Annotated in this window: 10 protein-coding genes; 2 read left to right on the top strand and 8 right to left on the bottom strand. The window is 61.6% G+C overall.

Going from position 1 to position 14,838, the window contains the following annotated elements; genetic code table 11:
• Nucleotides 1-28: 28 nt before the first annotated feature.
• The 3 genes from putA to LRL22_RS18830 form a co-directional block, all read right to left on the bottom strand.
• The gene (gene putA, locus LRL22_RS18840) at nucleotides 29-3,193 is read right to left on the bottom strand and encodes a bifunctional proline dehydrogenase/L-glutamate gamma-semialdehyde dehydrogenase PutA (RefSeq protein ID WP_270906104.1); all 3,165 of its coding nucleotides are present in this window, start codon (nucleotides 3,191-3,193) and stop codon (nucleotides 29-31) included.
• 317 nt (nucleotides 3,194-3,510) lie between these two features.
• Nucleotides 3,511-4,116 carry a TIGR04211 family SH3 domain-containing protein gene (locus tag LRL22_RS18835; RefSeq protein ID WP_005335443.1) on the bottom strand — a complete coding sequence of 202 codons (606 nt, stop codon included), beginning with the start codon at nucleotides 4,114-4,116 and terminating at the stop codon, nucleotides 3,511-3,513.
• 146 nt (nucleotides 4,117-4,262) lie between these two features.
• On the bottom strand, nucleotides 4,263-5,015 hold the full coding sequence (locus LRL22_RS18830; RefSeq protein ID WP_005354446.1) for a potassium channel family protein: 753 nt from the start codon (nucleotides 5,013-5,015) through the stop codon (nucleotides 4,263-4,265).
• A 101-nt stretch (nucleotides 5,016-5,116) separates the two neighbouring features.
• On the opposite strand from LRL22_RS18830, the gene LRL22_RS18825 reads away from it, so the two are divergent.
• Together LRL22_RS18825 and glnE are read left to right on the top strand one after the other, a co-directional pair.
• Nucleotides 5,117-6,367, top strand: a complete 1,251-nt coding sequence (locus LRL22_RS18825) for a methyl-accepting chemotaxis protein (RefSeq protein WP_005362726.1) — start codon at nucleotides 5,117-5,119, stop codon at nucleotides 6,365-6,367.
• Between the two features lie 205 nt (nucleotides 6,368-6,572).
• A complete protein-coding gene (gene glnE / locus LRL22_RS18820; protein WP_270906103.1) occupies nucleotides 6,573-9,446 on the top strand; it encodes a bifunctional [glutamate--ammonia ligase]-adenylyl-L-tyrosine phosphorylase/[glutamate--ammonia-ligase] adenylyltransferase in 2,874 nt (957 codons plus the stop codon).
• A gap of 88 nt (nucleotides 9,447-9,534) precedes the next feature.
• On the opposite strand, the gene LRL22_RS18815 is transcribed toward glnE, so the two are convergent.
• From LRL22_RS18815 to LRL22_RS18795, 5 genes are all read right to left on the bottom strand, one after another.
• On the bottom strand, nucleotides 9,535-10,065 hold the full coding sequence (locus LRL22_RS18815; protein WP_270906102.1) for a GNAT family N-acetyltransferase: 531 nt from the start codon (nucleotides 10,063-10,065) through the stop codon (nucleotides 9,535-9,537).
• A 95-nt stretch (nucleotides 10,066-10,160) separates the two neighbouring features.
• Nucleotides 10,161-11,288, bottom strand: coding sequence for a glycoside hydrolase (locus tag LRL22_RS18810; protein WP_270906101.1), 1,128 nt, complete (start codon nucleotides 11,286-11,288; stop codon nucleotides 10,161-10,163).
• Complete coding sequence (locus tag LRL22_RS18805; protein ID WP_270906100.1) at nucleotides 11,197-11,652, bottom strand: hypothetical protein; 456 nt, start codon at nucleotides 11,650-11,652, stop codon at nucleotides 11,197-11,199. Before LRL22_RS18805 ends, LRL22_RS18810 begins: the two co-directional genes overlap by 92 nt.
• 145 nt (nucleotides 11,653-11,797) lie before the next feature.
• A complete protein-coding gene (locus LRL22_RS18800; protein WP_270906099.1) occupies nucleotides 11,798-13,960 on the bottom strand; it encodes an AsmA family protein in 2,163 nt (720 codons plus the stop codon).
• Between the two features lie 132 nt (nucleotides 13,961-14,092).
• A complete protein-coding gene (locus tag LRL22_RS18795; protein WP_270906098.1) occupies nucleotides 14,093-14,599 on the bottom strand; it encodes an NUDIX domain-containing protein in 507 nt (168 codons plus the stop codon).
• Between the last annotated feature and the right edge of the window lie 239 nt (nucleotides 14,600-14,838).

The raw sequence follows: 14,838 nt of genomic DNA, 5'->3' as shown, positions 1-14,838 counted from the left end.
TCCCGTATCCGGCCTCTATCGACGCGGATCAGGCATCGCCCATCGCCAACAGGGAGGCGTTGCCGCCCACAGCAGTGGTGTTGATGGTGCGGGTCTTCTCGGTAACAAACCGCCCGAGATAGTGGGGGCCACCCGCCTTGGGGCCGGTGCCGGAGAGCCCCTGGCCGCCGAACGGCTGCACCCCGACCATGGCGCCGATCTGGTTGCGGTTGATGTAGACGTTGCCCACATTGATGCGGCTCGCCAGCTCCTCGGCGTGGGATTCGTTGCGGCTGTGGATCCCCAGCGTCAGTCCATAGCCGGTGCCGTTGATGTCGCTGATCACCTTGTCCAGATCCCGAGTGGCGTAGCGCACCACGTGCAGGATGGGGCCGAACTGCTCCTTGGCCAGCTCGCGGATGGAGCCGATCTCCAGCGCGGTCGGCTGAACGAAGTGTCCCTCCATGGTCGCGGCGGGCATCGGCGCCTGGGCTATCAGGCGAGCTCGCGGGATCATCCGGGCCAAATGGGCATCCAGCCCCGCCTTGGCATCGGCATCGATCACCGGGCCGACGTCGGTGTTGTGCTCGGCCGGGTTGCCCACTTTCAGCTCCTGCATGGCGCCGGTGAGGATCTCCAGCACCCGCTCTGCGATCTCCTCCTGCAGGTAGAGCACCCGCAGGGCCGAGCAGCGCTGACCGGCGCTCTGGAAGGCGGCGCTTACCACGTCGCGCACCACCTGCTCCGGCAGCGCGGTGGAGTCGACGATCATGGCGTTCTGACCGCCGGTTTCGGCGATGAGCGGCAAGATGGCGCCATCGCGCTGGGCCAGGGTGATGTTGATCAACTTGGCGGTCTCGGTGGAGCCGGTGAAGCAGACGCCGCCGATGCGCGGATCCGCCGTCAACTTGGCGCCGACTGTAGCACCATCACCGGGCAGCAGTTGCAGCACGTCGCCCGGAATACCAGCTTGATGGGCCAGAGTCACCGCCAGATGGGCGATAAGGCCGGTCTGCTCCGCCGGTTTGGCGATGACGGTGTTGCCGGTGGCCAGCGCAGCTGCGATTTGGCCGAGGAAGATCGCCAGCGGGAAGTTCCACGGGCTGATGCAGACAAACACCCCGCGCCCCTGCAGGAATAGCTCGTTCTGCTCGCCGGTGTAGCCGGGCAGCAGGGTCGCCTGCCCCATCAGGCTGCGGGCCTGCACCGCGTAGTAGCGGCAGAAATCGACCGCTTCACGCACCTCGTCGATGCCATCTTGCAGCAGCTTGCCCGCCTCGCGGGTACAGAGGGAGACAAACTGCTCGCGGTTCGCCTCCAGCAGATCCGCCAGCTTCTCCAGCGCGGCAGCACGCTCGCTCACCGGGGTTTCACGCCAGCGCGGGAAGGCGGCGTGGGCAGATGCCAAGGCCTGCTCCACCGCCTGCTCGTCGGCCCAGTGGATCTTGCCGACGGTGAGGCTCACATCCTGCGGGCTCAGCACGGTTCGTGCCTCGCTGCGCTTGAGGGTCTCGCCATCGACGATGGGGCCGGCCAGCCACTGCTTGCTCTCCAGCTCTTTCAAGCGGGCGAAGAAAGGGCGCTGGATGGAGAGGATGTTCATGTTGACGCCGCTGGAGTTCTTGCGGTCGGTGAACAGGTTCACCGGCTGCGGAATGCGGTCGTTGGCAAAGCCGGAGTAGCGCTTGAGGGTGCGCAGCGGGTGCTCGGCCAGCGAATCCACCGGGGTGTTGGGATCCACCAGCTTGTGGACGAAGGAGGTGTTGGCCCCGTTCTCCAGCAGGCGGCGCACCAGATAGGGTAGCAAGTCCTTGTGGGCGCCGACCGGCGCGTAGATGCGGCAGTGCAGACCAGGATTGTCGTTCAGCACGGCGTTGTGCAGCTCCTCGCCCATGCCGTGCAGGCGCTGGAATTCAAACTGGCGATCGCCAGCCATCTCCAGAATGCTGACCACGGTATTGGCATTGTGGGTGGCAAACTGGGGGACGATAAAGCCGCGAGTCGGCTCGCTTAGCAGGTAGCGGGCGCAGGCGAGGTAGGAGATATCGGTGCCCGCCTTGCGGGTAAACAGCGGATAGCCGGGCAGGCCCGCCTGCTGGGCATATTTCAGTTCGCTGTCCCAGTAGGCGCCTTTTACCAAGCGCACCGGAATGAGGTCACCCTGCTCGCGGGCCAGGGCGGTGAGCCAGCAGAGTACCGGCAGAGCGCGCTTGGAGTAAGCCTGCACCACCATGCCGAGCTTGCCCCAGCCGCGGTTGGCATCGGAGCGGTAGAGCTGCTCGAACAAGTCCAGCGACAGCTCGAGTCTGTCCATCTCCTCGGCGTCGATGCTGATGGCCACATCCTTGTCGCGGGCCAGCCGCACCAACCCCACTAGCCGCTCGCACATCTCGCCAAGTACCCGCTCACGGTTGGCCACGTCATAGCGCGGATGGAGCGCCGAAAGCTTGATAGAGATGGAGGGGGCCGGGCCGCCGTCGCTGATCCGCTCGTTGCCCACCGCCTCGATGGCGTTGCGGTAATCGGTCAGATATTTATCGGCATCCTGCATGGTCAGCGCCGACTCACCCAGCATGTCGTAGGTGTGGGTGTAACCCAGCTCGCGGGATTTGCGGCTCGCCTTGAGCGCCTCTTTCATGTCGCGCCCCAGCACGAACTGCTTGCCCATGATCTTCATGGCGGCATACATGGCGGAGCGCACCACCGGCTCCCCCAGCTTGTTGACCATGCGCCCCAGCAGGTTGGCCGGGTTGCCGTCGAGCTTCTTGTCCAGCTTGATGATCTTGCCGGTCAGCATCAGCCCCCAGGTGGAGGCGTTGACCAGAGTAGAGTCGCTCTTGCGGAAATGGGATGACCAGTTGGCGCCGGAGAGCTTGTCCTTGATCAAGGCGTCGGCGGTCTCGGCATCGGGAATGCGCAGCAGCGCCTCGGCCAGACACATCAGGATGATCCCCTCCTGGGTATCGAGACTGTACTCCTGCAGGAAGGCGTCGATACCGTCACCGGAGCCGCTCTCCTTGCGCACCTTGGTCACCAGGGTACGGGCACGCTGGGTCACCTGCTCCAGCGAGGCGCCATCCCCCGGCAACATGGCCGACAGTTCGGCCAGATAGGCATTTTCATCCACCACGTAGTTCTGGGTGATGGCTTCGCGCAGGGCGGCCAGATCGGAGGGGATATAGTCAGCGGCAAGCACTTGAGTAGCTTTGAACATATGGGGTCTTCCTGTACGCCCTAGGGCTGATATCGACAAAGGCGGACGCGCCGCCGAAACGCCGATAATGTATACAATGTTGCACCCTATATGAAATGAATTTGTTGCCACTCTTTAACAAAGATCGCTCATTCACCACATGAATTCCCTTTTGAAGCCAATACGCCAGCAAGCGTGAGGGTCATCTGACTTCATTTTGTATACGATCTGCCGCCGCCTCTCTATCGCAAAGCAGCCACGCATTCCGCCCAATACGCCCCAAAAAAAGAAGGGCCGCCACGGCGACCCTTCTCAGCAATTCATTCAGCCAGATGCTGTCAGTTCATCCAGCGATCGCCGCGGCTGCGACGACGGGGCAGCATCGGCAGCAGGATGCCAAGCAGAATACCGGCCCCCACCATGGCACCACCACGGATAAACCAGTCCATTTGCATGTCGTGCTCCTGGTTGTCGTAGCTTTGGGTCAGGGCATCATTCTGCTCTTTGAGATTGCTCATCTCCTCACCCTGACTGACCAGCTGGGCCTTGAGAGCGGCGATCTCCTTGCTCTGGGCAGCGATCTGGCCATCCTTCTCAGTGAAGCGTTTCTCGTTGTCACCGTTGAGGTTCTGCAGGCGATCTTTAAGCTCATCGCGCTCTTTTTCCACCTGGGGCAGACGCTCGCGCAGGCTGATCTGGCTCTGCAGTTCGCTGTTCTTGATCCACCCCTCGCGGCCACGACCGTCCACCACCTGGGTGAAACCGGCCTCGCTGTTCACCGCCTTTACCTCCAGCGGTTCACCAGCCTTGACGCTGCCAAGGATCCGGTACTGGGTACCCGGGCCATTGTGGATATAGGTAAAGATGTTGTCTGAAACATAACGGGTATCGGCCAGTGCCTGTTGGGCACACAAGCAGATCAAAATCCCGAGAAGGGCGCGCATGGTCGATCGGTTCTCTTTTTCAGGTTTGGACAAGAGGTTGAATGTTAAGCCGCCAGCAGGTTAAAGGACAAGCAAAGAAAAAGCACCTCCCCCCAGATAAAGAGCGCAGAGTTGCGAGTCACCTCGCAACTTGTCCGTCTGCGGCCTCACTTGTTTTTCAGCTCCTGCACCTCGCTGCGCAGGGCGCGGATCTCCCGCAGCAGCTCCTCTTGCTGGTTGTTGTAGTGATGACGCCACTTGTCGGTCTCGCCATCCCCCTTGTTGGGCTGCAAAAACAGGCTGGCCATAAAACCGCTGATGGCACCGAACAGACCGACCCCGAACAGGATCAGCAGGCTGGCGACAAACCGCCCCTCCTCGGTCTTGGGCACCAGATCGCCGTAACCCACTGTCGAGAGGGTCACCAGCGTCCACCAGAATGCGTCATAGGGTGTCTCAATCTGGCTGCCGGGCTGGCCTGACTCAATCCAGTACATGACGCCGGAGCCCACCCCCAGCAGCAGGAAGAACAGAAACAGGATGCCGGAGAGAGTGGTCTCGTTGCGCTCGCGACGGAACATGGCCCAGAGATCCGGGTGCTCCTTGAACAGCTGATAGACCCGCCAAAGCTGGATCAACCGCGCCCAGCGCAACTGCTCCGCCATCGGCAGGCTACCCGGCAGATAGATCCAGTTGGCCTTGAAATAGGCCTTGCGATCGGAGGCCCGGATCCAGCCATAAGCAAAGTGCGCGAGGAAGAAGTAGCAGATCAGACTGTCGAGGTCATAGAAGAGCTGCAGAGTCTGTGGTGTCAGGCTCTCATGGCCCCACCAGCGGGCCGTCACCAGCACAACCGAGATAATCGACAGAAATGCCATCAGCAGATCCATCGCCCGCAGATGAGTTAAGTGATGTCGCATACATTTTCCAACTTTAAGCACAGTGCAAATTAATAAAAGAGAAGATAATGCCGATAGTCCTGAGGGCAAAGGAAAAAACGGCTTTTAAAAGGAGAATGACAATGCAGCTGAACCTGCTGGAGAAAAGAATGAGCAACATCCGGTTGGTACCCAAAGTGGTGCTGCTGATGGTGTTCAGTACCCTCCTGCTACTGACAAAACTCTGGTTCGATGCCAACAATCTGGAAGCGACCCTGCTCAGCGAAGGGCTCGATCCCGCCAAGGCGGATGCGATCTCCAATCGCCTGCTCTGGACCGGTCTGATGGAGACCGCCATCATGGGGCTGCTGTTCGTGATCCTGCTGCTCACCGGCTCCCGCCTGATGGTCAAGCAGGTGCACTATCTGGTGGGCCTGCTGGAGCGCTTCGCCAAGCGGGACCTCAGCCACAAGGTACTGCTCAAGTCTCGTGACGAATTCGGTGACATCGCCAAGGCGGTCTCCCACTCGCAGGAGAATCTCAAAGAGGTATTTGGCAACCAGCGCGCCGCCTGCAAGGAGCTCAACGACATCGCCTCCCAGGTGACCCTTTGCATGGAAGAGGCCAACGAAGCGATCAACGAAGAGTTCACCCAGATCGAACAGCTGGCCAGCGCCATGAGCCAGATGGTCGGCGCCATTCGCGAAGTGGCCGCCCATGCGGATCAAGCCTCTCACGCCACCGCCGAAACCAGCCAACTGGCGGAAGAGGGGAGCCGCTGCGTCGCCGATACCGTCAGCACCATAGACACCCTCTCCGGCAACATCCAGCGCTCCGCCACCGTGGTCAACGAGGTGGAGCAGGGGGTCGAGCGCATTGGCTCTGTGGTCGACACCATTCGCGGCATCTCGGAACAGACCAACCTGCTGGCACTGAACGCGGCCATCGAAGCGGCTCGCGCCGGTGAAGCGGGTCGTGGCTTTGCCGTGGTGGCCTCCGAAGTGCGCGAGCTGGCCAACCGGGCTCAAGCCGCCACCGTCGAGATCCAGAAGATGATCGAACAGCTGCAGGGCAATGCCCATCAGGCTGGCGAGCTGATGGCCCAAAGCGTACAGCAGGCCGACAAGGGGGTGGAACAGGTGACCCAGGCCGGTACCCAGCTCGCCACCATAGTGCAGCGGGTACAGGGTGTCGCCGACATGAACCGCCACATCGCCGCCGCCTCCGAGCAACAGAGCTCGGTCGCCGAAGAGATGCGCGGCAATCTGGAGCAGGTCAAGCAGATCGCCGAAGGCTCCGTCGTAGTGCTGCGTGAACTGCAAGAGGCCTCCGAGCTGGTCGAGCAGCACAGCAAGGAGCTCGACAGCCAGATCCAGTCCTTCAAGCTCGCGTGACCACTGCGAATAGACATAAAGGCCCTGCGGGGCCTTTCTTCATATCCCCACCAGCAACCCATTTTCCTTGCCGGATCATGCTTCTCGCCCCTGCGCTGTGACGCGGGGGCCTGACAGTGCTAGATTGGCAGCCACCATTTTGAACCGGCAGCGTTGTTAACCTCGTGTCGTTAACCCGCTGTCGTGAACCACAAGGACGGCAATCGTGGCCCAGCATTCCCCCTCTTTCTCTGCCCTCTCCCCCTTGCTGCAAGAACAGGCCCAGCGCCAGTGGCAACGGCTGACTGAACTGGCCCCCGACTATGGCAATCAGCCCGAGCCGGTGCGCCAAACCCTGCTGACCCTGCTCGGTCTCTCCGATTTTGTCGCCGACTCTCTCTTCAAACAGCCGGAGTTGCTGACCGAGCTGCTCACCTCCGGGGATCTGGAGCGGGTCGAACGCTGGCCCGCCTACCAGAGTGACCTCACCTCCCTGCTCGCCGAGGTGAGTGATGAAGAGGCGCTCAAGCGCATCCTGCGCCAGTTCCGCCGCAGCCGCATGCTGGTGATCGCCTGGCGCGAGCTGCTGGGCCACGCGACAGTAGAAGAGAGCTTTATCCACCTCACCAAGCTGGCGGATGCGCTCATCTGCGCGGCCCGCGACTGGCTCTACGCTAAACAGTGCGGCGAGCTGGGCACCCCGATGGACGGCAACGGTAACCCGCAGCCGCTGCTCATTCTCGGCATGGGCAAGCTCGGGGGCGGCGAGCTCAACTTCTCCTCGGACATCGACCTTATCTTCACCTTCCCCGAGAACGGCTACACGGTCGGCGGGCGGCGCGAGCTCGCCAACCAGCAGTTCTTTATCAAGCTCGGTCAGCGCATCATCAACGCCCTCCACCAGCCCACCCAGGATGGTCAGGTGTTCCGGGTCGATATGCGACTGCGCCCCTTTGGCGATGCGGGGCCGCTCGCCATCTCCTTCGCCGCCATGGAGGATTACTACCAGCACCACGGTCGCAACTGGGAGCGCTACGCCATGGTCAAGGCGCGGGTACTGGGCCCCCAATGCGAGCACGCGGTCGAGCTGGCCGAGATGCTGCGCCCCTTCGTGTTCCGCCGCTATATCGACTTCGGCGTCATCGACGGCCTGCGCCAGATGAAGGCGATGATCGCCGCCGAGGTGCGCCGCAAGGGGTTGGAGGGCAACATCAAGCTGGGGGCTGGCGGCATTCGCGAGGTGGAGTTTATCGCCCAGGCGCTGCAACTTATTCGCGGCGGTCGTGAACCAGCACTGCGGGTGCGTCACCTGCCGGAAGCGCTGGCCGCCATCGCCCAATGTGGCGCCCTCGAATCCGCCCATTGCGACCGCTTGCTGACGGCCTATCGCTTCCTGCGCCGGGTCGAAAACATTCTGCAGGAGATCGGCGATCAACAGACCCAGACCCTGCCCACCGAGGAGCGGGATCGCCAGCGGCTGATCGCCGCCCTCGGCTTTGCCGACTGGGGTACCTTTATGGCTTATCTGGATGAGGAGATGGCCGCCGTCCATCAGGAGTTCGCCGCCGTGGTGGGGGAAGAGAAGGAGGCCCCCGCCCATCTGGAGCAGCTCTGGCTCGATCTCTGGCGCACCGAGCTCGACGCCGCCGAGCTGGAAAAACTGCTGACCGCACAGGGAGTGGCCGAGCCCGTCCCGCTCTGCGCCGCCCTGCTGCGTTTCAAGGAGGAGTACAAGCGCCGTCAGGTGGGCCCGCAGGGGCGCATCGCGCTGGACTGGCTGATGCCGGAGCTGCTGCGGCTGGTGGTCGCCAGCGAGCAGCCCGCCCGGCTGTTCGAGCGGGTATGCGAGCTGCTGACCCGCATCTTCACCCGCAGCGCCTATCTGCAGCTGCTGGCGGAGAACCCGGGCGCCCTGCGTCAGCTGGTGCGGCTGTGCGACGCCAGCCATCTGGTGAGCGAGCAGCTGGCCCGCTACCCGATTTTGCTGGACGAGCTGCTCGATCCCCAGCACCTCTATCACCCCACCCCGCTCGATCAGTACAAGCCCCAGCTGCGCCAGTTCCTGCTGCGCATCCCCGAAGAGGACGTGGAGCAGCAGATGGAGGCGCTGCGTCAGTTCAAACAGGTGCAGCTGCTGCGCATCGTGGCGGCCGACATCGCCGGCGCCCTGCCGCTGATGAAGGTGAGCGACCACCTCACCTGGCTCGCGGAGGCGATCACCGAAGAGGTGGTCAATCAGGCGTGGGCCCAGATGAGCGAACGCTACGGGGTGCCGCCCGAGGTGGCGTTAAGCGGCCAGCGCGGCTTTGCGGTGGTGGCCTATGGCAAGCTGGGCGGTATCGAGCTCGGTTACGGCTCGGATCTCGATCTGGTGTTCCTGCACGGCGGCGACCCCAACAGCTACACCGATGGCCGCAAGCCCATCGACAGCCGCCAGTTCTACCTGCGCCTCGCCCAGCGGATCCTGCACCTGTTCAGCACCCGCACCCCCTCCGGTATTCTCTACGAGATCGATATGCGGCTGCGCCCCTCCGGCGACTCCGGCCTGCTGGTCTCGTCGCTGTCGGCCTACGAGCAGTACCAGCAAAACGAGGCGTGGACCTGGGAGCATCAGGCGCTGGTGCGGGCCCGCCCCATCTATGGCGATGATGCCATCGTTGCCGAGTTTGCCCGCATCCGCCGCGATGTGCTGGCCAGGGAGCGGGAGCTGCCGACTCTGGCCCGCGAGGTGCGCGAGATGCGCCACAAGATGCGGGATCACCTGCTGAAAGCGGGGGCTGGCGAGTTCGACCTCAAGCAGTCCCCCGGCGGCATGGTGGATATCGAGTTTATCGCCCAGTATCTGGTGTTGGCCCACGCCTGCGGCGAGCCCGATGCCCTCACCCGCTGGTCCGATAACGTGCGCATCTTCGACGAGTGCGTGATGGCGGGGGTGCTGACCCTGGAGCAGGCGGAGGGACTGAAGCAGGCCTATCTGGAGATCCGCAACCTCGGCCATCGCCTCAACCTCTCGGAGATCTCCCGCAAGGTGAGCGACGATCAGCTGCAAAACGAACGCAGCCATGTGCTCGCCGTCTGGCACAAGCTGCTGGGGGAGTAATTACCGCCAGCAGCAATGAAAAAGGGCCCGCCTGAATTGCTTCAGGCGGGCCCAGCTCTTATCGGCAAATCAGCATCCTTACGGTTGCTCAGCCGTGATCCATCACCGTCTCCACCAGCATCTGGTTGAAACGCTGATAGGCCTCTTCCTCAAGGAGCTTCGGATAGCTCAACACCCGTAGTGCATGACCCTCGTAGTCGGGATGATAGGGTGGGTGGAGATGGGCATAGTCGTTGAGACAAAAGCCCAGTCCCTGATAGAAGCGCAAACGGCGAATGGCAATCTCATCCTCTGGCGGATCGATCTCGAGAATGACGGTTTTGCCAGCCCGCTCGCAAAATTCGGCCAGCAGGCGGCTACCGTAATTGCGGCCGCGCAGCGCCGGATTGATGGCCAGATGCTCGATATAGATCTGCTCACCGCACGCCCACCAGAAGATGAAACCGAGCAGCAGGCCGTCCTGATAAAAGATTTGGCAGTGATAGCGAGGAGCCCGCATCTTCTGTGGCTGATGCTGTGACTGGCGCTGCTCGTAGCGGGGAAAACTCTCGCCATAGATCTGCCAGACCAGCGGCCACGCCGGATGGTTTACCTCTCTAATCACTTTACTCTCAATCATCAGAGCTGCCTCTCGTTTATTTTGTAGAACTTTCATCTATACATAAAAAGTTCTGCCACATCATCCTCTGATGAAATAAAAGCCAGAACGCCAGATTAGCGGGCGCCATCCGGTTGCGAGACAAACTGCTGCTGGCTGCCATCGGGCAACAGCGCCAACACGCTTTGAGCGGCCAGTTTTATCCCTGCCAGCTCGGTGGCCGGGCCGAAGTTGGCAATCAGTCGAGTGCCATCGGCAAACTCGCTCTGCTGCACCACACCTCTTTTATCGAGCCAGCGAAAACCGATGAGCGGCTGGTTGTAGAGCCGCTCATGCAACGGGCGGAAGAAGGCATCGAGTCCCTTGAGGTAGGGAATGCGCGCGCTGGCACTATCCAGACTGAGGTTGAGCAGCGGCGGCACGTTGTAGAGCTGCTGCAACAGCTCGGTTACCTGACGGCTCTCCCTGAATTTGAGGCTGTCCATCGTCCAGTGATGGGTAGTCACTATGCTGTCGTGAAAGACGCTCTGGAACAGAGGCAACCGCAGCGCCGGATCGAAGTAGAGCCCCTGATACTCAGGTTTTAGATGGCTCTGGCGAAAGAAGAACGCGGGCTGATAGTCGGGATACCAGGCACCCAGATAGTAGGGAGAGCGCTTGTTGCGGCGCATATCGGGATCCTGCCAGCCAAAGCCGCTGGTTTGGGGGCCGTGGGCAAAGGCCGCGGTGCGGTTGGCAACCGCGCCGCCCTCCTCGGAGCCCACCAGCACACCCTGACTCTTGGCAATCCACGCCATCCCTGCCATCCGGTTGTCCGCATCCTGCGCCTGACTGGTTGGCTTGGCCGGGTCGAAGTCGTCAAACACCATGCCGGTCGCCGCCACATCGAGGAACCAGCTGTTGTAGTGGCTCGCCTGCTGCAATTTGGGCACTCGCCGCTCCATCACCGGGCGCACACAGGCCTGATTGGTGTAGACGCCGCTGTTTTGAAAGCCGCTCTTGCGCCGCCCGTTCTCCTGCATGATGCCGCAGCGCAGGTAAATATCCTGCCCCATCTGGGCGGTGAGCCAGCTCTGCTGCCGATTCCCCTCCGGCAGCGCAGTATCGTAGGAGTCGTAAGGGGCGATGAGATAGCCCGCCGCTTTGGCAAATTCAATCCCCTGCGGCGCGGCAAAGCCCGCCGTCCACTGGGGCAGACCCAGCCAGAGTTTTGTTAGTCCAGCCTGCTTGAGCGCGGCGATCATCTTGGCCGAGCTGCCATCGCCCCAGCTCTCTGGCTCGTTGAGCGCATCGCCCAGTTGTCTGGCCGCCAGTGCGTGCCGGGCAGCGAAATCGGCCGGTTGCTGACCCGGATGGCGCAGCGCCAGCGCCTAGCCCCCCTGCCGGAACCCGCGGCCACACCAGCTCGCCAGCACTCGCACTGCTCAGGGTGAGGATCAGACGGTTGCCTTCGAGGCGAGCCAAGGCTCGCACCTCGTCAATAGGCAGCGCCTGTTCGGGAGCCTGCCTGGCCAGCTCGCCAGCCAAGCGATCCGCCAGCGGCCCGGCCAGCACGGGATACGCCATGCCGTAGCAGATCAGGGAGCAGAGCAGCAGGATCAGGCGCATGGATTCAACTCGAGATGACTCCGGATGAAGACACAGCAGATCACTGCGCCATAAAAAATGTCAGCGCCATTTTTCAATGGCACTGACATCCGGTCAACCGCTAACGGCATTGGCGCGGCTCCCGCCAACCCATATGAACCGTCACCTATTTGAACAGTCCCTTGAGCAGCTGGTCGGCTACCCCTTTGACGGCATCGTTGTCGGCCTTGCCACCCAGCAGCTTCTTGAGGCCGCGTTCGGCCTCCTTGCGGGCCTTCTCCTCCAGCAATTTGTTGTTGCTGAGCAGTGCCTTCACGTCGAGCTGATAGCTGGGGGCTTGCCAGTGACCGCCGATCCGCACCGGAATGGTGATCTCTTTGAGCTCATCCACATCCTTGCCCCCCTGCCCCTTGCTGCTCTCGACAATGGAGGTGAGGAACAGGAAGTCGAGGCTCTCCGGCACCAGCGCCGTCTGCCCTTCACCCTTGACCCGCAAGGCTGGGGCAAAGAGCTGGATGTCGCTACTGCGGGCGATACCGTCGGCAATCTGGAAGCTGGCGGTCAGGGCGCTGAAGTCGGTCTTGCGCGCCTCCTTCACCTGCTCGGCCCCCTTGCCGTTGAGGGTGGCCCGCGCCTCGCGGATCATCTCCGGCAGGTTGATGCCATGCAGGGCGCCATCGCTCAGCTTCAAGGTGACCTTTCCCCGCATCCCGTTGCGCAGTGCCAACGCAGAGAGACCGCGCCCCTGCACCTGCACATCGAGATCGCCCCTGCCCTCCAGCAGATCGCTCTGGGCCAGAGTCTGCAGCAAGGGACGAATGTTCACCCCGGCCACCTGATTGTGCACCTTGTAGGTGGCGGGTTGCTGGCGTGCATCGAGAACTCCTTTCGCGTTTACCTGACCGCCAGCCACGGTCGCGCTGAACTGTTTGAGCGTCAGCAGTCCCTTGGCCAGAGCCACCTGCAGATCGACTGCGCCGAGATCCAGCCCTTTCAGACGCAGGCTGCCAAGTTGCAAGCGGCCATCCAGATCCAGTCCCTTGAGCGCGCCCAGATCCGGTTCAACCGCGGAGAGGGCTTCGCTCTTGCCGGTTACCGCTTTATTGTCACTTGCAGCGGTATTGGAAGCACTGGCCGCCGGTTTGTCCTCTTTCGCCAGTGCGGTCGTGGTCGGTGCCGATTTGGCGAGCCATTTGTCGAGATCCAGCTTCTCCCCCTTGAGATCGAAGCTGATCGAGGGAACAGCGCCAAGCTGCACGGTTCCATCACCACTCAACAGCGCCTCATCGGCACTCATCACCAGCTTGCTCAGGGTAATCAACTGCTTGTCGAGCTCGGCACGGGCAAACCCGGCCAGTTTCAGCTTCATCTGCGGGCGCGGCAGCGCATCACCTTCCAGCGCTGCCGTCAGCAGCACATCGGAGAGCTCGGCCAGCTTCATCTCTTTATCGAGCCGTCCCTTGAGCGTTCCTTCCAGCGAGCCAGCCAGTGAAGCTTGCTGCCCCTCACCCTTGGTCCCCTTCAGCGCCAACGTGAGGTTGCTCCACTCACCAAGGGCCAGTCGGTCTCCCTTGATGGAGAAACTGTCGAGTCGCAGGGACGGATCACTCAGGCTGCCACTGAGGCTCAAGTCTTTCAGTTCACTGGCCATCACCTCCTGCGCCAGCTTGATCTGGGTCTGCCCTTTAACGTCGAAAGCGAGCTTGTCGGCACTCCCCTTGGCGGCCAGCGTCACGGGTACCCACTGATCGGTGGCCAGCTGCCCCATATCGAGATCGAGGCGATCCAGTCGCAGCGAGGTGCCGCTGCGATCATCCTGTACCAGCGCACTGGCCTGGGAGAGCGCGACACCCTGCAAGCTGATCTGCCAGGGCTTGCTATCAGCGGTTGGCGCAGGAGTTGCGGGGATGACCGGTCCGCTTGCATCAGCAGCGGCATCTTTGATCAGTCCGCTCAGATTGGAGCTGCCATCCGCCTTGGTCTGGATAAAGAGATGGGCGCCACTCAGGGTCACCTTGCCGATCTCCAGTCGATGGGAGAGCAGCGGCAACAGGGCTACCGAGGCCTCCCCCTGTCCGAAACGAACGAGATCCGGCTCGGCAAAACCGGCCGGATTGCGCAGAGCCACCTTCTCCAGCGAGAGGCCGAGACTCGGCCAGAAACGCCAGTCAATCTCCCCCGCCATCACCAGCTCCCGGCCCGTGCTCTTGCGCACCTGTTCAGCTAGTTGGGGCTTGAATTGATTGGGGTCGATAAGGCTTATCAACGTCACTATGGCCAGCAAGGCCGCCACGGCGATGCCGAGCAAGATGAGAACTATCTTCTTCACGATATGCTCCTTGAATCCGGATCCACTGCAGACTATACCACTCACCGTCTGACGAATGGCGTCTGCGGGACAAAAGCGGACAAGGATGAGACAGGGATGGTCGCTGCCAATCCCCATCGTCATCAGCAGGGATCAGGCTTGCAAAGAGGATTGCTGCAACCGCGCCATAGCTGTGCGCGTCGACTCGAAAGCAAAGCGGGGCAAGGGGATATCGCGGATCTTCAGCCAGTGACAGGCGGCGACATCGTCAGCTGGCTGGATGACCGCTTTTTCGCTCAGCTTGATGGCAAAGAAGGTGTCACAGGTGTGATAGGTGATGCCGTCATAGGGATAGGTATTGGCGAACGAGCCAAGATAACGGCATGGCTGACCGACCATATCGAACCCCAACTCCTCCTGCAACTCGCGCACAAGTGCCCCCTCCAGCGACTCGCCGGGGTCGACAAATCCGCCAGGCAGATCCAGCAACCCCTTGCCCGGATTGCGGGCACGCACCGCTACCAGCACCTCATCCTGCCAGCAAAGCGCCACCATCACCGCCGTCGCCACATTCTGGAAAAAATGAAAACCGCAGCCACAGCGAAACTCTTTGGGACTGACACTCTGCAGGGTTTGACCGCCACATTTTGGACAAAACATGGGCTATCTCCGACCAGATAAAGCGCTATTTTACGCTTTCTGGGCCATTTTTTATGAGTGAAACAGACGGGGAAGACGAGGAATTCAAAGGAAGAGGAATAAAACGGGGCAATTATCAGGCGACATGCTGAATTGCAGGCAATAAAAAACCCCGCTCGATGAGCGGGGTTTCTTGTATTGGGTGCCTGGCAGTGTCCTACTCTCGCATGGCGAATGCCACACTACCATCGGCGCTACCG

Source organism: Aeromonas sp. PI_26 (genome assembly GCF_027854445.1).
GTDB classification, from domain to species: Bacteria; Pseudomonadota; Gammaproteobacteria; order Enterobacterales; family Aeromonadaceae; genus Aeromonas; species Aeromonas veronii.
Note: the sequence above shows the minus strand (reverse complement) of the source record. Positions and strands in the feature narration are given on the sequence as shown.